The sequence below is a fragment of the Novosphingobium resinovorum genome (assembly GCF_001742225.1).
GTDB classification, from domain to species: Bacteria; Pseudomonadota; Alphaproteobacteria; order Sphingomonadales; family Sphingomonadaceae; genus Novosphingobium; species Novosphingobium resinovorum_A.
This window is the reverse complement of the sequence record NZ_CP017076.1, coordinates 824,529-845,600: the sequence shown is the minus strand read 5'-3', so window position 1 is coordinate 845,600 and position 21,072 is coordinate 824,529. Positions and strand designations below refer to the sequence as shown.

Annotated in this window: 17 protein-coding genes; 2 read left to right on the top strand and 15 right to left on the bottom strand. The window is 66.3% G+C overall.

What is annotated here, in order from left to right; translation table 11 throughout:
• Window positions 1-39: 39 nt before the first annotated feature.
• Genes BES08_RS21275 through ptsP form a run of 3 tightly spaced genes read right to left on the bottom strand, consistent with a single transcriptional unit; the run spans window position 40 to window position 5,215 of the window.
• Complete coding sequence (locus tag BES08_RS21275; protein WP_069709442.1) at window positions 40-1,740, bottom strand: PTS fructose transporter subunit IIC; 1,701 nt, start codon at window positions 1,738-1,740, stop codon at window positions 40-42.
• Entirely contained in the window at window positions 1,737-2,705 is a 969-nt protein-coding gene (pfkB, locus tag BES08_RS21270) for a 1-phosphofructokinase (RefSeq protein ID WP_069709441.1), read from the bottom strand. Before pfkB ends, BES08_RS21275 begins: the two co-directional genes overlap by 4 nt.
• Window positions 2,705-5,215, bottom strand: coding sequence for a phosphoenolpyruvate--protein phosphotransferase (gene ptsP, locus BES08_RS21265; protein ID WP_069709582.1), 2,511 nt, complete (start codon window positions 5,213-5,215; stop codon window positions 2,705-2,707). The genes pfkB and ptsP overlap by 1 nt, the downstream gene beginning before the upstream one ends.
• A gap of 143 nt (window positions 5,216-5,358) precedes the next feature.
• On the opposite strand from ptsP, the gene BES08_RS21260 reads away from it, so the two are divergent.
• Both BES08_RS21260 and BES08_RS21255 read left to right on the top strand, forming a co-directional pair.
• A complete protein-coding gene (locus BES08_RS21260) occupies window positions 5,359-6,366 on the top strand; it encodes a LacI family DNA-binding transcriptional regulator (RefSeq protein WP_069709440.1) in 1,008 nt (335 codons plus the stop codon).
• Window positions 6,367-6,371: 5 nt separating this feature from the next.
• Window positions 6,372-7,220, top strand: a complete 849-nt coding sequence (locus BES08_RS21255) for a shikimate 5-dehydrogenase (protein WP_197524494.1) — start codon at window positions 6,372-6,374, stop codon at window positions 7,218-7,220.
• A gap of 8 nt (window positions 7,221-7,228) precedes the next feature.
• On the opposite strand, the gene BES08_RS21250 is transcribed toward BES08_RS21255, so the two are convergent.
• The 12 genes from BES08_RS21250 to BES08_RS21195 form a co-directional block, all read right to left on the bottom strand.
• The gene (locus BES08_RS21250; protein ID WP_069709439.1) at window positions 7,229-8,263 is read right to left on the bottom strand and encodes a Csu type fimbrial protein; all 1,035 of its coding nucleotides are present in this window, start codon (window positions 8,261-8,263) and stop codon (window positions 7,229-7,231) included.
• Window positions 8,254-10,545, bottom strand: coding sequence for a fimbria/pilus outer membrane usher protein (locus BES08_RS21245; RefSeq protein WP_083274789.1), 2,292 nt, complete (start codon window positions 10,543-10,545; stop codon window positions 8,254-8,256). The genes BES08_RS21250 and BES08_RS21245 overlap by 10 nt, the downstream gene beginning before the upstream one ends.
• A gap of 111 nt (window positions 10,546-10,656) precedes the next feature.
• Window positions 10,657-11,442, bottom strand: coding sequence for a fimbrial biogenesis chaperone (locus tag BES08_RS21240; protein ID WP_083274788.1), 786 nt, complete (start codon window positions 11,440-11,442; stop codon window positions 10,657-10,659).
• 18 nt (window positions 11,443-11,460) lie between these two features.
• A complete protein-coding gene (locus tag BES08_RS21235) occupies window positions 11,461-11,988 on the bottom strand; it encodes a Csu type fimbrial protein (RefSeq protein WP_069709436.1) in 528 nt (175 codons plus the stop codon).
• A 31-nt stretch (window positions 11,989-12,019) separates the two neighbouring features.
• Entirely contained in the window at window positions 12,020-12,577 is a 558-nt protein-coding gene (locus BES08_RS21230) for a Csu type fimbrial protein (protein ID WP_008828678.1), read from the bottom strand.
• A 443-nt stretch (window positions 12,578-13,020) separates the two neighbouring features.
• A complete protein-coding gene (locus tag BES08_RS21225) occupies window positions 13,021-14,082 on the bottom strand; it encodes a Rieske 2Fe-2S domain-containing protein (protein ID WP_008828679.1) in 1,062 nt (353 codons plus the stop codon).
• A 110-nt stretch (window positions 14,083-14,192) separates the two neighbouring features.
• The gene (locus BES08_RS21220; RefSeq protein WP_036528837.1) at window positions 14,193-15,596 is read right to left on the bottom strand and encodes an aldehyde dehydrogenase family protein; all 1,404 of its coding nucleotides are present in this window, start codon (window positions 15,594-15,596) and stop codon (window positions 14,193-14,195) included.
• Window positions 15,597-15,879: 283 nt separating this feature from the next.
• The gene (locus BES08_RS21215) at window positions 15,880-17,106 is read right to left on the bottom strand and encodes an NAD(P)/FAD-dependent oxidoreductase (RefSeq protein WP_036528838.1); all 1,227 of its coding nucleotides are present in this window, start codon (window positions 17,104-17,106) and stop codon (window positions 15,880-15,882) included.
• 118 nt (window positions 17,107-17,224) lie between these two features.
• The gene (locus tag BES08_RS21210; RefSeq protein ID WP_036528840.1) at window positions 17,225-17,728 is read right to left on the bottom strand and encodes an aromatic-ring-hydroxylating dioxygenase subunit beta; all 504 of its coding nucleotides are present in this window, start codon (window positions 17,726-17,728) and stop codon (window positions 17,225-17,227) included.
• On the bottom strand, window positions 17,725-19,005 hold the full coding sequence (locus BES08_RS21205; RefSeq protein WP_036528841.1) for an aromatic ring-hydroxylating oxygenase subunit alpha: 1,281 nt from the start codon (window positions 19,003-19,005) through the stop codon (window positions 17,725-17,727). The genes BES08_RS21210 and BES08_RS21205 overlap by 4 nt, the downstream gene beginning before the upstream one ends.
• Window positions 19,006-19,070: 65 nt before the next feature.
• Window positions 19,071-20,201 (bottom strand): amidase, encoded by a 1,131-nt coding sequence (locus tag BES08_RS21200; protein ID WP_051587100.1) that lies wholly within the window; start codon window positions 20,199-20,201, stop codon window positions 19,071-19,073.
• Window positions 20,198-20,890, bottom strand: a complete 693-nt coding sequence (locus tag BES08_RS21195; RefSeq protein WP_008829762.1) for a GntR family transcriptional regulator — start codon at window positions 20,888-20,890, stop codon at window positions 20,198-20,200. Before BES08_RS21195 ends, BES08_RS21200 begins: the two co-directional genes overlap by 4 nt.
• Window positions 20,891-21,072: the final 182 nt, after the last annotated feature.

The window sequence follows — 21,072 nt, the reverse complement described above, 5'->3', positions numbered from 1 at the left end:
GTCCTCTCTGGGTGTTCTGTACGTGGTCTTCGGGGCCGGTCAGGCCGCCGTGGCAGTCTTGCGCTTGAGCAGGCCGACGAGCACCGCACTCACCAGCGTTCCGGCGACGATGGCCGTCGCATAAGCGGCAAGGTGCGTCACCGCGCCGGGGATCGGCAGGACGAAGACGCCGCCGTGCGGCACTTTAAGCTCCACCCCGGATGCCATCGAGATTGCGCCCGCAACCGCCGATCCGGCCATCAGCGAAGGGATGACGCGGAACGGATCGCGCGCGGCGAAGGGGATCGCGCCCTCGGTGATGAAGGCGAGGCCGAGCACGGCGGCGGCGCCGCCGGCCTCGCGCTCCTCGGGCGTGAAGCGGTCGCGGAACAGGCGGGTCGCCAGCGCCACGGCGAGGGGCGGGGTCATCCCGGCGGCCATCGTCGCGGCCATCGGCGTGCAGACGTTGCTGGCGATGAGGCCGACCGAGAAGGCATAGCCTGCCTTGTTGACCGGTCCGCCCATGTCGAACGCGGACATCGCGCCAAGGATCACGCCGAGCAGCAGCGCGCTCGACCCCTGCATGGAACGCAGCCACTCGGTCAGGAAGGCGAGCGCGGCGGCGACCGGCGCGCCCACGGCATAGACCATCAGCAAGCCGGTCAGCAGCGTGCCGAGCAGCGGCAGGATCAGCACAGGCTTGAGCCCTTGCAGGTTCTTGGGCAGGCGGATCAGCCGGTTGAGACCCTCCACGCCGTAGCCCGCGATGAACCCCGCCGCGATGCCGCCGAGGAATCCGGCGCCAAGCTGCGCGGCCATCATGCCGCCCACCATGCCCGGCGCGATGCCGGGTCGGTCGGCAATGGAAAAGGCGATATATCCGGCAAGCGCGGGCACGATCAGCGCAAAGCCGCCCTGCGCGCCGATCTGGAACAGCGTGTGCGCCAGGGTCCCCTTGGCGGCGTCGGCATTGGCGCCGATGCCGCCGAGCGCGAAGGCGATCGCGATCAGCAGACCGCCCGCCACCACGAAGGGCAGCATGAACGACACGCCGGTCATCAGGTGCTTGTACGGTCCGGCGCGTTCCTGTCGCGCAGGTGCCTTGTCCTCGCTCCCGGTCGCCGCTTCGCCGCCCTGCACTTGCGCTTCGGCCAGCGCGCGTTCGATCAGCTTCGCGCCGCCGGAGATCGCGGGTTTTGTGCTGGACGAGAACACGCGCTTGCCTGCGAAGCGCGCGCGATCGACCTCGCGGTCGGCGGCGATCAGCACGACGTCGGCCTCGGCGATTTCCCCGGCGGTCAGGGGCGTACCCGCGCCGACCGAGCCTTGCGTCTCCACGCGGATCGGATAGCCGAGCTGCCGGGCGCCTTCGCTCAGGCCCTCGGCGGCCATGAAGGTATGGGCGATGCCGGTGGGGCAGGATGTGATCGCGACGATGCGCGGGGACTGCATGGTCGCTGCCGGGCCGTTCTTCGGTGCGAACCGAAGCGCACCGGCGGGATCGGCAAGCACTGATTCCAGCGTTACATGGCGGTCGGCACGCTCGGCAAGCGCAGCGTCCGCATCGCCGCCAACCAGAAGAAGGACGCCGTCGGCACCGGGAACGTCTTCGGCAAGCGGATTGAGCACGCCCTGTTCGGTGCGTACCTCGACCTCGATGGTCCGGCCTTCGGTCCGGGCGGCACGGCGCAGGGCCTCGCCTGCCAGAACGCCTTGAACTGCGGACGCGCCCGCCTCGACGACGGCGAAAATCTTGGTCATCGGGTCTCTCCCGCCGCTGTCGTCGCGGCTGTTTCTATGGGGGTGACGATCACTTCTTCGGCCAGCGCATGGACGCTGGCGAGGGCGGGCAGGTTCGGCCCCGCCATGCCCAGCTTGGCCACCGCAAAGGCCGTCGCGAGCCGCGCCGTGCGCTCCAGCGAAGCCTCTTCGGCCAGCGCGGCGGTGATGCCTGCTACCATGGCGTCACCGGCGCCGACGGTGCTTGCCACTTCGCCGATGGCGAGGCGGGCGGTGAGGGCGCCTTCGTCCGAGACGAACAGCGCGCCATCCGCCCCCATCGATACGACGACCAGCGCTACACCACCGTCGCGCAAGGTTCGGGCCGCTTCAAGCAGGGCGACCATGTCGGGCAGCGGGCGGGCCAGGAGCTGGCTCAGTTCGTCGCGGTTGGGCTTCACGACGTGCGGCGGTTGGGCACTTTCCAGCGCGCATTTCATCGGCAGGCCGCTGGTGTCGAGCACCACGCGGCAGCCGATCGCCCGCAGCCGCGCGGTCAGCGCGGCGTATGTATCGGGCGGGCAGCCGGGAGGAAGACTGCCCGCCAGCACGACGAGGTCGCCCTCGCGCGCCGCATCGCAGATCGTCGCGGCGACCATTTCGGCGCGACCGGGATCGACTGCGATGCCATCCAGATTGATGTCGGTGGTGCCCGCCGGGTCGACGAGCTTGAGGTTCACGCGTGTCGTTCCGGCGATGCGGATGAAGCGGTCCTCGATACCCTTGACGGCGAACAGCGCATCGAACGATGCGGCATTGTCGCTGCCCAGCAGGCCGTAGGCGGACACGTCTTCGCCCCAGTCGGCAAGGCAGCTGGCGACGTTGACGCCCTTGCCGCCCGCATTCTGGCGCACAGAGCGGGCGCGATGGACCTCGCCGGGCACGAGCCGGTCGAGCGTGACGGTCTGGTCGATCGCCGGATTGAACGCGACGGTGAGGATGCGCATCAGGCTGCTCCTCCATCCAGCGCGTGCACGTCCGCAGCGCCCTCGGCGGCGAGCGCGCGGGCGGCCAACTCTACCAGTTCGCTGCGGTCGGAGGCGCGAAGGCGGGCCTTGACCGCGGGAATGTCGCGCGGGGTCATCGACAGCTCGTTGACGCCGAGGCCGACGAGCAGCGCCGCGCCGAACGGGTCGCCGGCGATGCCGCCGCACACGCCGACCCAGCGGCCATGCGCCTTCGCGCCCTCCACCGTCATCGCGATCATGCGCAGAACGGCCGGGTGCAGGCTGTCGGCATCGCCAGCAAGTTCCGGGTTCTGCCGGTCGATGGCGAGCGTATACTGGGTGAGGTCGTTGGTGCCGATCGAGAAGAAGTCGGCATGGGCGGCCAGCGATGCCGCCTGGATCGCCGCCGCCGGAACCTCGATCATGATGCCGATCGGCACCTGCGGGGCCTCGAATTCGGCGCGGATCGCCTCGCAGCGCCGGCGCAGGTCGATCAGTTCATGCGCGGATGTGATCATCGGGAACATGATCGAGAGGTCGCCGCCGTCCTTTGCGGCGCGGTAGAGCGCGCGCAGTTGCGGCTCCAGCAGGTCGGGGCGGCGCAGCAGCAGCCGGGCGCCGCGCACGCCGAGGAACGGGTTCTCCTCACGGGGGAGGTCGAGGTGCGGCACCTGCTTGTCGCCGCCGATGTCGAGCGCGCGCACGATCAGCGGGCGCTCTCCCAAGGCTTCCGCCATCGCGCGGTAGGCGGCGACCTGCTCGTCTTCGGAAGGGCTGTCGCCGCGTTCGAGGAACAGGAATTCGGTGCGCATCAGGCCCACCCCCTCGCCGCCTTGCGCCAGTGCGAAGGCGACCTGATCGGCGCGGTTGACGTTGGCGGCGATCTCCACGCGGTGGCCGTCGCGGGTCACGGCGGGCTTGCCGCGCTCGGCTTCCTCGGCCGCGCGCTGGCGCGCGAGGTCCTCGATCCAGGCGCGGGCGGAGGCGAGGTCGTCTTCGGAAGGGTCAATCCACACGCGCCCGCCGTCGCCATCGACGACGACCGTGGTGCCCGAAGGCGTCGCCAGCAGTTCCGCGCCGCCCGCGACGACCGAGGGCAGGCCGAGCGTGCGGGCCAGGATCGCGCTGTGCGAGGTCGGCCCGCCGAGCGATGTGGCGATCCCCGCGACCTTGGCTGTGTCCAGCGTCGCGGTGTCGGACGGCGACAAGTCGGCGGCGACGAGAATGCTGGGCACATCGGGCAGGTCTGCCAGAGTGCCGGTGACGAGGTTGGGGTCGATCTCCGCCAGCACGCGGCGGCCCACGTCGTGCAGGTCGGCAGCACGTGCCGCGAGCACCGGATTGCCGAGCGCGGAGAGCTTGCCCGCGATGCGCTCGACCGCCTGATGCCACGACCATGCGACGCCGTGACCTTCGACCATCAGCTGGCAGGTCAGGGTAATGAGGTCGGTGTCTTCCAGCAGCTCGGACTGCGCCTTGAAGATCGCCGCTTCCGATGCGCCGAGGCGGCGCGTGGTGTCGTCGATCAGCGCGGTCATCTGCGCGCGGGTGCGGGTCAATGCCTCGTTGAGCAGGGCGCCGCCGGTGGCGAGGTCGACCGGGACATTGGGAACCAAGAGTTCGGCGGCGCTGAGCACGTGAACGCGGCCGATCGCAAGGCCGGGGCTGGCGGCAACCCCGGCGATCATGCGCGGAGTGCCCGAGGGCTTCCATGCGCGGGCAGGTCCCTCGCGCTTTTCTGCGGCGCGCGCGGCCTCTTCCTTTTCGCGCGCCGTAAGGCGGCGGACCGAGGCGACGAAACGATCGAGCGCCTGTTCGGCATTGGCGCCCTCGGCGGAGAAGGTCACCTCCTCGCCGTGACGCAGGCCCAGTTGCAGCAGGGCGACGAGGTTGCGCGGATCGGCGCTCTCGTCTCCATGGCGCACGCGCAGCCGCGCGGCGGAGGCGCGGGCCGCCTCCACCCACGCCGAGGCCGGGCGGGCATGGAGCCCCGAGGGGTAGTCGACCACCCAGACGGCGGTATGCGCGAGATCGACGGCGGGCGCGGCGGCGGCATCGGCAGCGCCATCCTCGCCCAAGGCGCGAGTGAAATCCGCCGGGTCGTCGGTGGCGATCAGCGCGGCCAGCCGGGCCTCGTCCTGGATCAGCCGCGTCAGGCGGCGCAGGATGGCGATGTGGCTGTCGGAATTGGCGGCGATACCGACGACGATGTGCGCGCGCTGGCCGGGGTTCCAGTCGATCCCGTCGCGAAGCTGGAGAATGGCGATGCCGTCGCGGCGGACGAGGCCCTTGTCCTCACCCAGCCCGTGCGGGATCGCGAGGCCGGAACCGAGGAAGGTGTTCGCGACCGCCTCGCGCCGGACCATGCTTTCCTCGTAACCGGGCGCCACGCATCCGGCGGCGACCAGCAGCTGGCCTACCTGGCGAATCGCATCGGTCTTGTCGGCAGCCTGTGCGTCGATCCTCACGAGATCGGCAGCCTGCGACGCGGCGAAAGCGTCTGCGAGCATCGTCATTCCTCTCCATTTGCTCTGCCATGAGAAAACGTTTTCTCATCGAAATTGTCAAGAGGGGTTGTGATAAGCTCATTGTACGGTGCATAGTACGCACAACAGGCAACAATTCGCGATCTGGTTGAGAGAACGATTTCCTAATGGCGACAGGCATAAAGGACGTGGCGCAAGTGGCCGGGGTCTCGCCCGCCACGGTCTCGCGCGTACTGGCCGGGCGCCCGGTCGATCCCGTCATGGCCGAGCGCGTGCTGGCTGCGGTCAAGTCCACGGGCTATCGCCCGAATCTCGCCGCGCGGCGGCTGCGGTCCCGGCACAGCAACACCATCGGGCTGGTCGTCGCCGATATCCGCAACCCCTTCTTCACCGAGGTCTCGCGCACGATCGAGGCCGTGGCGGCGGCGCGGGGCCTACGCGTCATCCTGTGCAATACCGACGAGGACCCGGCCAAGGAGGCCGAGTTCCTCGAACTCATGCACGAAGAGCGAGTGGCCGGCGTCATCCTTGCCCCGTCGCGGCAGCGGGTGGCGAAGGTAGGGCGGCTCGAACTCGACTATCCCGTGGTGCTGATCGACCGTGCCGCACCTGACGCCGGGTTCGATTGCGTGCTGCTCGACAATACGCGCATGGCCGAAGTTCTCGTCGAGCACCTTCATGCGCAGGGGCATCGGCGGATCACGGGACTGTTCGGGGCGGCGAGCACCACGGGTTTCGAGCGCCGGGAAGGGTTCGAACGTGCCGCTGCCCGGCTTGGGCTGGAGGTGGAAGCGATCGCGGTGCCGCATACGGCGGATGCGATCCGGCGGGTGATCGCCGAACTGCTCGGGCGGGCCGAACGCCCCGAGGCGCTGCTCGCCAGTAATGGGGTGATGCTGGTCCATCTCCTGCGCGGCCTGCGCGATCTCGGCCTCGAGGTTCCCCGCGACATCGCCCTTGCCGGTTTCGACAACAACGACTGGATGGAGTTCGTCGGCGGCGGCCTCAGCGTCATAGAGCAACCGGTCGAGGAGATCGGGCGCACGGCGATGACGATGCTGCTCGACCGCCTCGACCATCCCGACGCGCCCATGCGCAAGGTCGTGCTCGCGGGCCGCCTGTTGCCGCGCGGATCGAGCACGCGTCTTGCCGATTCCCAAGCCATTGGAGAATGACGCTTATGGAACGCACCACCATCGGCCGGGACACGCAGGTCTGCATGTCGCTTTCGGCGCGGCCCGGCAATGCGGGGTCGCGACTGCATAACTGGCTCTACGACCATTACGGGCTGGACTACGTCTACAAGTCGTTCAGCACGACCGACCTTGCGGCAGCAATCGGTGGCATCCGGGCGTTGGGGATTCGCGGCTGCGCGATCTCGATGCCGTTCAAGGAAGCGGTCATCCCGATGCTCGACGGGATGGAAGCCTCGGCGACCGCGATAGACAGCGTGAACACGATCGTCAACGGTGGCGGCGTGCTGACCGGCTACAATACCGACTACGTCGCCGTGCGTGCCCTTCTGGAGCGTCGTGAAATCGACCCGTCGACGCCGTTCCTGCTGCGCGGCAGCGGCGGCATGGCGAAGGCGGTAGTCGCAGCACTGCGCGATTGCGGCTTCACGCAAGGCACGATCGTCGCACGCAATCCCGAGGCCGGACCGGCGCTGGCCCGCCAGTACGGCTTTGGCTGGCTGGAAGTGATGCCGGTGGAAGGCGCGCCCTTGCTGATCAACGTAACCCCGCTCGGCATGGAAGGCGCGGGGGCCGATGCTCTCGCGTTCTCACCGGCGCAGATCGCGGCTTGCGAGATCGTCTTCGACGTCGTCGCGCAGCCTGCGAACACGCCGTTCGTCAAGGCTGCGCAGGAGGCCGGCAAGCGTGTGATCTCGGGCGCCGAGGTCATTGTGCTGCAGGCGATCGAGCAGTTCGTGCTCTATACCGGGGTGCGGCCCGATGCGAACGCGATCGCCCGTGCGGCTGGCTTTGCGCATGGTCCTTCGGTGGAGGAGAAGCTGCGGGCGGTCTGACCTGCGGGTCAGAACGCGATGTCGACGATGATGACGTCGGCGTACGTGCCTGCGGCCGGAGTGGTCTGCGCGGGGTCGATCACGGCGCGGTAGGTGAAGCCCTGCAGCGTGCTGCTGTCATAAATGCCGGGGTTGGTGTCGGCGGCGGCGCTGCTGCGGCGTTCGCCTGCGATCGCGCTGCCCCAGCGTCCGGCGCTCACCGAATTGCCGCGATAGATCTCGTAATTGAGGTAGCTGGAGGTCGTACCCTGCCGCATGCGCCGGGTGCCCGAGAAGTTCTGTCCGTTGCCCAGGCCGACGGTATACGTGGAGCCGAAACTGCAACGGACCGATATGGTGCGTGTCACCGGATTGAAACTACCGACCAGCGGTGCGGTGCCGAATGCCAGGTCGGGAGCGGTGATCTGACAGTCGGGCAGGACGTTGAGCGTCACCGTCACCGTCACGGGTGCGCCGGTGCCCCAACTCGTCAACGGGCCAAGCAATCCGCTGCGCGTCGCTCCGGGGCTGTTCGACGTGCCGATACAACCGTTCAGGGCGCCAATCGTGCACACCGAGAAGTACCAGCGCAAGGTCACCGTGCCGGTATACGTACCTGCCGGTAAGGCCGACGTCGGCGTCGTCCGGACGTAGAGGGGAATGCTGTTGCTCGGCCCGCTGAACAGGCCAAGCAGCGCGGTGGTGGACATATCGACCTCGCTGCCTATCCCCAATGCGGCGCCGCCGGACGTGGACGACAGGGTGAAAGGTATCGTCTGGGTGCCGCCGACGCGCGTGAGCAGGAATGTGGACGCATCGACACCCACCTTGATGTACGACGTGGTCGCCACCACCAGCAGGCTCGCGCATGAGAAGCCGCTGGCGCCGCTGCCGGACTGGACCTGGCTCGCCACGTTGAAGGACCCGGTCTCGCCGATGGTGATGGTGGATGGCGCGACCGTGCAGTTCCCGTAAGTCTGGGCCTGCACCGTCCCGCCGCCGAAGAGCAGGCCGCACAGCAGCAGCAGGGCGATCAGCGCGGGGCGGCGGCGGGTCATCGGCATGTCAGCGTTCCCATGTCGGCAATCTTGTCCGCCGTCACGTCCATTTGGAAGGAGGCGCGGCAGCTATTTCCTTCGGGCAGCGTGACGAGGAAATCATTACGCGGGCCAAGGTTCTCGGCAAAGACCAGCCCGTCCCATCCTACGTAGGCGGTGCCGCGCCCATTCACGCGGATCACCGAGCCGACCGGAAGCGGAGCACCGGCCTCATCGACAAGGATCATCCTTGCGGCGATCATCCTGCGCACCGGGAAATCGAGGACGTATCCGCTACCGCGCTGCACCGCCACCTTCTGGTCGATGATGTCCGAAGTCAGATCCTCGCGGAAGCCCAGCGGATCGATCGTGTACTTGCCCGGATAGTACGCCGCCGCCCATGGAATGAGGACATGCCCGCGCGCGTCAGTCCGGCCGACCAGTTGGTTTTCGTAGTAGACGGGCACCCCCGCATGGCCCCGCGTCGATACGAGCGCGAAGGCATCGGCGACGCGATTGGCGACGAACACCGACTTGTCCATCCACACCACCGATCCCGACGCGCCCAGCCAGCGCGTGACATTGCCGCTGCCGCCGAAGGCCCCGCCGCGCAATTCCGTGAAATCGGTGCGCCAGGTCACATCGGCATTGCCGTAGATGTCGCCGTTGCCCAGCCGCGCCGCGCCGGTGTTCCAGCCGATGCCGCCCTGCGTGGGCACTGCTCGGCTGTAATCGACCCGATTGCTGTAGCGGCCGTTCTGTTCCCGCGTGAGGCTGGTGCTGGCCGTCCCGCGATCCGCGCCTAGCGGGACCTGAAGCGTGAGCGAGGCCGTCCACGTGCGCGCATCGAGATCGCGTGTCGCCGAGGCGAACAGGCTGGACGAGCGGCCGACCGGAAGCGACCAACTGGCATTCACCAATCGCGTTCTTCCCTCGCCCCGCGTGCGGCTGTCGAAGTAGGCGGCGCCCAGTGATCCGAAGCGGCCCAGCGCAAGGCTTGCGCTGGCCGAAGTCTGCCGCGTCGCGCTGATCCGCGAGCCGGACAGGGCGGCGAGATCGAAGAACTCCGCGTCCTGCCGCAGATGATTGACGGAAAACGAGAAGTCGCGGCGCTGGTACTGGTAGCCGACCGCGATCTGGCCGCCTTCGCGCCCGTCCTTGCGGCTACGGCTGTAGGACGCGTTGACGACGCCGAGATTGCCTATGCGCAGTACGGTGCCTGCGCCGACGACGGCCATTTCGCGGCTGGCCTCGGCGTGGGCCTCTACCGTCAGTCTATCGGTCAGGCCGTGCCGGATCGATCCGCTGGCGACCATCGTGCCGTAGTCGAAACTGCTCTGCCCGTAGCGTTGGCGCACGGCGCCTGCAGCGAGTGCATAGTCGGTCAGTCCGGGCCGAAGCAGCGTGGTGGCGACATAGAAGGGGATCTGCGTCGTTACTTGCCGCCCCAGTGCATCGGTGACGACGATGCTCGCCTGACCGCCGCCGTTGATCTGCGGCAGCGGGTTCATCACGAAGGGCCCGGGCTGAACCGGGCCGCCGAACGCCTGGTGGTTGTCGATGAACAGTTCGATGGACGACGGAAGCGCTGCCTCGCCGGAAAAGGCGGGTACGGGATAGGTCACCACGTCGGGCCGCACCGCGAAATCCCGGGAAACCTGGATGCCGCCCAGCCGGATCGCGCTGCTCCAGGGCAGGGTCCGGGTGATCAGGTCGCCTGCCTCGTAAGTCGTCATGCTGTTTTCGTCGGAGCGGATCCAGCGCGTGTCATAGCGCATGTAGGATGTGCCGCCGCCGCCGGTACGGACCACGCCGGTGCTGGAAAGCAGACCTGCCGGCCCGAATACGCGCACATCGTTCCACAGCGAAGCCGAGGCGGGAGCGCCGGGCGCATCGACCGCATAGAGGTCGTAGTTGACCATGACCCCGAAGCTGCTGCGCGCCGGTCCGGTATTGCGCCGCGGGCCGAAGCCGATTTGCTGGCCCTGTAGCCAGCGCGCCGGGACCTGGAGTTTCAGCCGCTGGTTGGGCACGTCGTACTCGGCGCTCACACCCGGCAGTTCGTCGACCATGACCTGGGCGGCGGCATCGCCTTCGGCCGGAAGGTTCAGCGCGCGCATGTCGCCTGCGGACAGGCGGAAATGGTCGCCGGTGATCTCTACCGGAACGATGACCCCGCTCGGCACGCCGTTGACGACGATTTCAAGCTGGATCGGCCCGGTTTCGGTTACCCTGATCCTGTCGTTGTAGTCGGCAGCCGCCGGAATATCGTCATATTTGGTCTCTGCCCGGCATGGGGCCATCGTCATTGCCGCGCACAGTCCTGCAAGGAGCGTCCACCCTAACTGACGAGGAATGGCGGCAAACGACAAGGTCCATCCTCCTTCCGCGTGCTAAAGGGGAGCGCGGCTTGGGCCATGTCAGGGCTGCCAGGGCACCATCGGCGCGGAGGAATTGTCCTCGACATCGGCGAACAGCCTGGCTTGCGGCACAACGGCCTGCGCGATCGGAAAGCGCATCGTGGCTCCGGCGAGGATATAGCCGTGCGCCCCTTCGATTTTCGAGGAAGTCCCGTCGGAGCGTTTCTGCGCCACGCCGCTGAGGCGGCTGTGGCTCGCGCCCGGGTTGCGGATTTGGAGGACATTGCCGCCGTCCGCCTTTACCACGCGCCATTGCAGGGCGGGCCTCGCGGTGGTTTCGGTCTTCGCGGCGCGGGTATTCGCACCCTCGCCATAGGTGAACAGTGGCACGGAATAGCGCATCCGAAACCGGATCGCCGCTCCGGCGCCCTGAGCCGGGTTTCCGGCTTCGGCGGGCGAGTCTGCTTCGGTCAGCGGAATTTCATCGATGATGACACGATAGGACTGTTCGCTGCCTGCGGGTGACGGGGTGATCCTGGTCAGGCGGATGAGCTGCTGCTGTCCCGGCTCGATGCGGACCATGGGCGGCGTCCCGGTGATGTCTTTCTGCTCGACGAACCGCTCGTCGCCATCGATCTGCTGCCAGCCGAAGATGCGGATCTGCATGAGGATCGGGCGCTGGCCGGGGTTCTCCAGCCGCAGCGGCGTGGCGCGCTCGCCGCTTTCGATGACCGGGTTGATCGGCCAGATGACGACCGAATTGTTGCTTTGTGAATACGCAAAACCAGGCAGGAGTGCGCATGCGGCGAAGACCAGCAGCCTTGGCAATAGAGCGGGAATCTTCATGGGCGTGTCCTTTGTGACCTACCAGCTCAAGGTGACGGTCAGGGTGTCGGTATAAGTGCCCGGCGGCGTCGTGCCCGGCAGCGTCAGGCGGCCGTAGACGGGTAACCTGACATTGTTCATGTTGGTGGAGGTCACCGCGATCGATATCGCCTGGTTGATGCCGATCGCCTGCGCGCATCCGGCGTCCGCGCATAGGCTGTAGGCCAGCCGGTTCGCGGTGGTGCCCAGTTGCAGGGTGCGGCCTGTTGCCGCGTGCAGTCCGCCATCGATCGACATGGTCAGGCTAACGCCCGGCGTGCAGCGCAGGACGATCGCCTGGGATCCACTGATGTTGGCCTGTAGCGTCGTCGTGGCGACGGACGGTTGAGAGGGGAACGTCAGCGTGCCCATCGTGCCTGCGCTACCGCTCGTCCCCAAGCCATCGACGGCACATCCGGCCGCGATCGTCGCGGATACCGCGAAAGTCTTGCTGGTTTCCGCATGAGCGGTACTGGCGATCACGATCGTCAGCGCTCCGGCGGAAATGGCTGCCCCAAGCCGGCGCATGCTCCTGTACCTGTCGGCTTCTGTCCCGGTCTTAGGGGCCGAATGCGATCGTCACGACGACGACATCGTTGTAGGTGCCGGTGATCAGCCCCGCAGCGCCGTAAGCCGTGCCGTATACGGTAACGTTCTGCGCGCTGCCGTCGGCCGCCAAGGCGATCGCGGTATTGGCCACGATCGGCGTCGCGCTTCCGGCGTCCCGGTAGAGATTGTAAGTCACGTAATTCGCTGAAGTCGTATGCTTCATCGAACGCGTGCCGGTCGTCCCGGTATTGCTTGTGCCCAATCCCGCCGAATTGCCCGCCGAGAACGAGATGGTCGGTTGCGTGCCGTTGCTGCACTGAATGGCTATGCCGTTTCCGGCCGTACCGACAAGCTGGGCGGTAGCCTGGGTGAAGTAGCTGTTCTGTACCCCGAAATCGAGCGTGCCGAAGTCCACGTTGGTCGTCGTATCGGGAACGACGGTATTGTTGATCCGGCAGGCGGTCGTCAGGACGATGGTGGCGTTGACGTTGCCGGTGATGGCGGCGCTGGCGGGCGTCGAAATCGCCGCGCTGCCCAGCAGAACAAACCCGATAATGTGCCTTTTCATAATCAGACCTCCTCAAAGCCATACGTGCTTTTCCAGAGGAGCAAGTTGGTATTAAATGATGACCAAATGGAAAACGAAACAACCGGTATGGTTCTATCGGGAGGACGCTCAAGACGTGTTGTGCTGTGTTGCTTGTTTTCAATCTTTATAGACAAAAGTAAAGTTCACAACTTCACACAATTTTACGCGCCTGGATTAGTGTCTTTGCAAAAGGCGCAAGGTTTTTTTTCGGGGCAGGGCGTGCGTTTCGAGGGTCGAGCGGGCATACGGGTGCATTCCGGGTTGCAAAGATGAGGCGATTGCGCGCTGTCGCGACGTTCGGTCGCCGCGATCATGCTGCCGTGTGTGCGCCCGCGCATTAGCGCCGGATCGGTCCAATCCGTCACCCGCCGGTCCGATAGCGCGTCCCCGAAAGGCCCATCCTTGTCTTCGGGCACTCCTCGTCAGTATCCGAAGAACCGTTTGAGCCCGAGGCGCTTGAGGCCGCGGCGATAGGTCATCGAACTCATGTCCGCCGGGATATGCGCCTCGTCAGTGGGGTCGAGCGGCAGCCATTCGGGCATCTGCGCCTCGACGATGGCCTTGTCCTCCTCGAAGATGCGCTGGTTGAAGTCGTAGACGTCCTGCACCGGCAGGTCGGTGTCGAAGTTGCGGGCGATCGGTGCGAACAGACGCGTGACCCGGGCCGAGACCGGCGAAGCGGCGTTCATGATGACCAGTCGGTCGGTGCCGGGGAAATGGATCTCCAGTGTCGCCGTGAACGGCAGGTGGCAGCGGAAATGGCGCAGCCAGTTGAATCCGGGAACTCCGCGCTGAGAGACGCCGATGGGATAGTTGCCTACCGAACTCCAGTATTCTGCCTCAAAGCCGTATTCGGTCCGTTTCGGTGCATAGGCCGGGACTTCGGCATTGTCGGGATCGGCGAAAGTCTCGGTATGCACGAACGCGAAGTGCGCGACGTCGAGAAAGCCTTCCAACTGGCGTCCCGCGAAGCCGTTGATGTCAATCCAGGGGCAGGTGATCTGCTGGAATTCGGACTCGTCCCAGTGCGGCATGTCTGGGATGTCGCCCGCCGCGGGAGCATCGCCCTCGGCGTCGAGGCAGGTCCAGATCAGGCCGTAGCGCTCGAAGCTGGGGAAAGTGCGCAGGTGCAGCCGCTCGGGAATGTCGCGCGCGGGGTGCGCAGGGACGTGGACGCACTTGCCGCCGCCCCCGAACCTGAGACCGTGATAGGGGCACACGACGCTGTCGCCCTGCTGCGTCCCTAGACTCAGCGGCACCCCGCGATGCGGGCACACATTGGTCGCGACGACGACTTCGTCGCCGGACTTGTAGATCACCAGCGGCTGGTCGAGCAGCCTGGTGCCGACCGGTTTCTCGCCCACTTCACGCGCGAGCGCGACCGGATACCAGTGACGGGCAAGGACGTACCAGTCTTCCGGATCAAAAGTGCAGCCGAGGGGAAGGGCAGGGCGAACAGGGGCAATGACGGCGGCAGTAGCCATGGAATTTTTATCCGCTGAAGGTTTCCAGCGCCTTTTCCGCCTCCTTTACCGCTCTATCAAACGCAATGATTTGCACATTGTGTTGCCAAAAATAGAGCGGGTTTCGTTCCTCAGCCAAGCGCTACGTTGACGATGCGCGGCTGGGTGAAGTCCTCCATGCCCTCGATACCCTGCTGGCGGCCGATGCCCGATTGCTTGGCGCCGCCGAAGGGGACGTCGAACGGCAGTTCCAGGTGCTTGTTGACCCACACCGTCCCGCTCTCGATGCGCGAGGCGACTGCGATGCCGCGATCCACGTTCGAGGTCCAGACGGTGCCGCCCAGCCCGTAGTCGCTGTCGTTGGCCCGGCGGATCGCATCGTCGAGATCATCATAACCCAGTACGGGAAGTACCGGGCCGAACTGCTCCTCGCGTACGAGGCGCGCATCGTCGGGCAGGTCGCGCACGATGGTGGGCGCGATGAAGTAGCCATCGCCCGGCAGCGCTTCCCCGCCGGCGACGATTGTGCCGTGCGCGCGGGCGTCTTCGATGAAGCCAAGGACTTTCTCGAACTGGGCGCGGTTCTGGATCGGCCCGATCGTGGTGCCCTGCTCCAGCCCGTCGCCGACGACCGCCTCTCCGGCGAGCCGGGCGAGTTCGGTGCACAGCGCATCCATCATCGCGTGCGGGGCATAGACTCGCTTCACGGCAAGGCAGATCTGGCCCGCATTGGTGGTGGCGCCGCTGAATATCCGTGGTGCGACCTTGGCGACATCGGCGTCATCGAGAATGATCGCCGCGTCGTTGCCGCCCAGCTCCAGCGTGAAGCGCTTGAGGGTGTCGGCGGCGCTGCCGAGCACTTTCTTGCCGGTTGGCGTCGAGCCGGTGAAGCTGACGTGCGCGACGTCGGGGTGCCCGCTCAGCAGGGCGCCAAGGTCGTTGCGGTCCACCAGCGTCTGGAAGACACCGGGCGGGAGGATCTCGGCGGCAACCTCGCCCAGCAGCAGGGTGGTGAGCGGCGTGGTCGGAGCGGGCTTGGCGATTACGGTATTGCCCGTGATGAGCGCCGGGGCCAGCTTCACCATCAGCAGCAACAGCGGGTAGTTCCACGGCGTGATGGCGGCAACCACGCCTAGCGGATAGCGCTGCTCGATGATCCGCTCATCCGCCGTGTCCCGCAGGACGCGCGGCTCAAGTTCGAACGGCGCGTAGTAGGCGAGCGCGGCAATGGCGCCGAGAACTTCCTGCCTAGCTTCCTTCAGGGGCTTTCCCTGTTCCTGCGTCAGTATGCGGGCGAAATCGTCGATGCGCACGCGGATCGCCTCGGCCAGCGCGTCGAGGTAGCCTCGGCGCTGTGCGAAGCCGAGGGCCGCCCAGCCTGGGAACGCGCGTTTGGCGGCGGCGACGGCAGTTTGCGCCTGCTGCTCGTCGGCGCGGGGGGCGTTGGCAAAGGCAATGCCGGAGGCTGGATTCACGACCTCGATATCGGAGGCGCCATCGACCAGCGCTCCATCGATCAACAGTTTGTAAGACATCGTTGCATCCGTTCCTTGATCGACGGGCGACGTGGTTCGCTCGCGGCAGTGGGCTACGGGATCACGCGATCTTCGATCCGGAGGGCGATGGCAAGCCGCGTCGTCATGATGTGGTGCTGATATGCGGTGGCGGCGAGGTGGGCGAGAGGCAAGCTGACGTCGTCCCGGACTTGATCCGGGACCGCTGGCCGTGAACCGCCTTGCTGTCGGCAGGGCGCCTTTACCCGAGGTCGCGCCTAAAGACCGCCAGCGGTCCCGGATCGGGTCCGGGACGACGTCATCCTCACACCAGTTCTTTCAGCGGCACACCTGCGTCGGCAAGGCGCCCCACATCGGGCGTCGCACCCGCTTCCACCAGCTTGCGGCCCTGCACGTAGTCCTTGACCATGTTCACGCAGTCCAGCGCCACGACCTTGCCCTGCTTGAGGTAAACCACCGAGAAGCTGCGCCCCTCGACGTCGCCGCGCGTCACCGTCTGGTCGAAGCCCATGTTGATCCCGGCCGTCTGCAGCTTGAGATCATACTGGTTCGACCAGAACCACGGGAACGCCTTGTACGGCTTCTCCTCGCCGCAGATCGCCTTGGCCACGCAGGTCGCCATGTCGTTGGCGTTCTGCACCGATTCCACGCGCATCACTGTGCCGCCCGCATAATCGCAGGCGAAGGCCGCGCAGTCACCGATCGCGTAGACGTCCGGCAGCGAGGTGCGGCAGAACTCGTCCACGTCCACGCCGTTCGCACCCGAGGCACCTGCGAGGATCAGCGGACCGACGGCGGGCACGATGCCGATGCCGACGATCACCGCCTCGGCGGGGATCACCTCGCCGTCGACCAGCTTCACGCCGGTAACGCGGTGTCCGTCACCTTCGAGGCATTCCACCGCAACGCCGGTGCGCAGATCGACGCCGTGATCGCGGTGTTCCTTCTGGTAGAATTCGGACAGCTCCTCGCCCGCGGCGCGCGCCAGCACGCGCGGCAGGGCTTCGAGCAGGACCACGCTGAGCCCCATCTTCGACAGCACCGCCGCTGCTTCCAGCCCGATGTAGCCGCCGCCGATGACGACGATGTTCTTCGTCCCCGCATCGACTTCGGCCATCAGCGTGTCGCAGTCCTCGCGGGTGCGTACCGCGTGGACGCCCGCAAGCTCGGCCCCGCTGCACGACAGGCGCCGCGGATCGCCGCCGGTCGCCCAGACCAGCTTGCCGTAGCCGAAGGTCGTGCCGTTCGAGAGCGTCAGTTCCTTCGCTTCGGCGTCCACCTTGGTGACTTCGGTGGAGAGCCTGAAGGTCACCTCCTTCTCGGCCCAGAACGTCGGCGGGCGGATGTAGAGACGATCGAAGGTCTTCTCGCGCGCGAAGTATTCCTTCGAAAGCGGCGGCCGCTCGTAAGGATGCTCCGGCTCGCGGCCGATGACGGTGATGGTTCCGGTGAACCCGTTCTGGCGCAGGGCGAGCGCACATTGCGCTCCCCCATGTCCCGCTCCCACGATGACGACGTCTGATTTTTCCATGATGCCTTGCCGATCAGTCCTGAAGGAAGCGCGTCCTGCGGAAATCCGGCAAGTATCGGGTGCCGACGGCAAACCGCACGGCCCCCGATACTTGCCGGTTCCAGCCGTCCCTCACCGGTTAGAACAGATATCCGATGCCGTGCAGGTAATCGTCGGCATTGATGAGCGTGACGATCTTGCGCCCGATCTGCCATTGGCCGCCTTCGGCCGCTTCGAGATGGTGCTCGACATCGGCGGCGATCGTGCGCAGCCGCTCGAACTTGTATTCGGCGATCTGCATCGCCGAGCGCACGACGAGAACGTCGCCGTCCCGCTCGAACACGAAGCGCGAGACCGTGCGGACCGTGCGGGCCGGCGGCGAGGCGGACATGGAGAAGCCGCTGCGCAGCCGCTTCACGCGAGCCTCGCGCATCTCGGCGTTGTCATAGGCGACGTTGAGCGCATCGGCGTGGTCCTTCACGCCGAGTTCGGTCGGAATGATGTAGAGACCGTCCTGCGTCCACAGCGGCAGCCATGCCTTGTAGTCGAGCCGGTCGAGAATCTCGGCCTCGCGCCAGATGAACTGCATGGCGCCGAAGGCTTCGGCGGCATCGACGGTTGCGGTCATCGCCTCGGTGCTCATGCCGTCATCATCCTCTTCCACTGCTGATAGGCGGCACGCATGCCGGTTTCGGCGCTGACATCGCCTGCATCGTGGCCGGCTTCGGCGGCCCCCTCGGGCGCATCGACTCCTCGGTTGACCATGATCCACAGATCATCGCCCGCCGCTGCACCGCGCTGGACGCGCTCCCAGCCCTCGGCGTCGTCAGGCGTGCCGAAGCCCATCGGTCCCTGGAAGTGTTCGTGCAGGCGCAGGCGCATGCGGTTGCCCGCGACAGGGCCCTCATCCATGCCGATGGCGACGTGAGTAATCTCGGTCTCGTCCACGGCCACCGGGCGCAGCACGCGGAAGAACGCCATCGAGCAGGCGACATTGGGGAACAGGTTGAGGTTGAACCCGGTGCCGCCCACCGCGCGCACCACCTTGCGCACGGTCGCGTCGTCGTGGCCTTCGGCCACCAGTTCGGCCGCCAGGTCGGCGAAGCGATCGGGGATCGGTGCGTCGAGATTGTCCTCAAGGTCGATGAGATCGGGGATCATCACCATGACGGAGTGGCCGTTGCCGAGGTTCTCGACCCAGCCGCCATGACCCAGCACGTCGAAGATGTTCTCGGTCTCCGCATCGAGGCTGTCGAGGAAGGTCTTGTGGACGATCGGGAAGTGGTAGGCGTCGGTCGTGTTCTCGAGCTGGATCTTCCAGTTTCCGGGAAAGCGGAACTTATGTTCGCCCAGCGTCTTCACGCCGAAGCCCGCCCCCTGCTTCATGAACAGATCGATCCACTTCTTCGCGGGGCCGAGGAAGTCTACGAGCGGCTCGATGTCATCCTTGAAGGTGGCGAAAATCATGCCGTTGTAAGTTTCGACGCGCAGCGAGACGAGGCTCAACTCCGCCTTTTCCGGTTCGCTCTGGTAACCCGAGGCGTGCGGCACCTTGCGCAGCGCGCCGTCCACGCCGTAGCTCCAGCCGTGGTAAGGGCAGACGAAGACGCTCGACTTGCCCTTCTTCTTCTCGCACACACTGGCGGCGCGGTGGCGGCAGCGGTTGAGCAGGACGTGGATGGTGTCCGTCTTGTCGCGCGTGACGATGACGGGCTGGTTGCCTACCCACGAGGTCTTGAAGGTGTTGGCCTTGGGCACGTCGCTTTCATGCGCGACCCAGACCCAGGTGTTCCGGAATATCCGGTCCAGCTCCTGATCGAAGATCGCCGGATCCTTGTAGAGCGAGGTATGGACGCGGTCGTCGCGGACGAGGTGCCCGCAGTCGATCGCGACGCCGCCCCGGGAGGTCGTCGTGGTCATGGATTTTCCCTTGTTATGAAGGTCCGCAGACCGCGATTGCGATCGGCGGGCCTCTATCTTCGAACTCAGCTTGCGGCGGTGAGCCGCTTCTCGATTTCGCGCGCGCAGGCGCAAAGCCGGGCGTCGCCGTTCATGCGGCCGACGATCTGGAGACCGACCGGCAGCCCGCGATCGGACAGCAGCGGCAGCGTCACAGCCGGGTGGCCGGACAAGTTGAAGGGGCGTACCAGCCGGGTGAGCGGTACGCAGGTGCGCGGGTCGGCGGCTTCCTCGATCGTCGGCGGGACCACCGGCAGGGTCGGCAGAAGCAGCACATCGAACCGATCGAGCAGTGCATCGATCTCGGCGGCGAACCGGGCGCGGATGGCTTCGGCTTGGATCAGGTCTTCGGGGCGTACCATGCTGCCCGCGCGAACCCGGGCGCGTACGTCCTCGCCCATGCCCGGGTGATCGACATGCTCGCCGATCGCGGTCCAGGTTTCGGCGCCCATGACCGTGATTCCCGCTGTGAAGGCGTCCACGAACGAATCCGCGCGGCACGTCTCGACGTCGCCCAAGCGGGTCATGGCCGTCGCGAACGCCGCGCGCACTTCGCCGTCCGCCTCGACGTCGAGCACGCCGATCCGCAGCGCGGCAGGGGCTTCCTCGGTCGGCCACTGTTCGACGATCGTGGCCATGGTGCGCTCGACGTCGTCGATTTTCGTGGCGAAGACGCCGACGCAGTCCAGCGTACTCTCGCGTGGATGAGCGCCCTCGCGGCTGACGAGACCGAAGCTGGGCTTGAAGCCGACCAGCCCGCAGCAGGCGGCGGGCATGCGGACCGAGCCGCCGGTGTCAGTACCGATCGCGATATCGGCGATGCCCGCCGCCACGCCCACGGCCGAGCCGCTCGACGAGCCGCCGGGAATGCGATCGGGCCAGCGAGGATTGACGGGCGTGCCCGCCCAGGCATTGGCGCCGGTCACGCCGAATGCGAATTCGTGCATGTTGGCCTTGCCCACGATCGTCAGCGAAGCGTCCCGGCGCAGGCGCCGGACAACCTCGGCGTCATCGGCTGCCGGCGCGGTATCCGCCATGACCGCGCTGCCCTGGAACGTCGGGTAGCCCGCGATGTCGAGGCAATCCTTGACCAGCACGCGCACCGGGCCGTCGCCGATATCGAGTTCCCGCGCGACGGCACCAAATTCGTCGGTCACTTGTCTTCACTCCCCAGGCCAAGTTCATCGAAGGGGTTAAGCGCGACGAAGCGCAGCCGTGCGTTCTCGATGAAGCTGAGCATCTGCTCGTAGACGTAGAGCGAGTCGCGGCGGCGGAAGCCCGCCAGCAACGTGCTGGCGATCGTCACCGAGATCGCCCGCGTCTCCTTGTCGTGCAAGGTGGCCAGGCGGACCGCGTTGACCTGATCGAAGTGCCTGTGGATCATCGCCACTAGGCGCACGTTGGGCACCACCGCCAGCCAAGCCTCGCGAAACGCGACGTTGGCGTTGAACAGCGCCATCATGTCGTCTTTCTCGTAGGCTTTCTGCGCGTCCGCGAATGCAGCCTCGAGCGTGGCCAAGCTCTCCGGGGTCATCTCGACCACAGCCATTGCCGCCGCGCGAGGCTCGAGCATCTTGCGGATCTCGAAGATCTCCAGAATGTCCGCGTTGCTCGGCGTCGGCAGCCTAAAGCCTCTGGTCGAACCGACAAGGTAACCTTCGTGGACCAGCCGCAGCAGGGCTTCGCGAGCCGGCATGCGCGACATGCCCAGTTCCGCGGCAAGCGCCTTGTCCACGATGCGGTCGCCGGGAGCGATCAATCCCAGGCGCAGGCGGCCGAGAACCTCGGCGTAGGCCTCTTCGGCATTGCTGCCTTTTTCAGCATCTTCGGGGAGGAAAGCGGTCATGAACACCTCGCGCTAAGTGCATTCACTTTACGCACGTATATTTCATCATGCAACCATATTTGACGCATTTATACATTTTTGGTTTGACATGGGTCAATTTTCGAATGAGAACGGTATGCAGATATCGCGCTATCGCAACGAGTGGCGCAAGCGAATCGAAGCCCTTCAACGGCCGCGACTAT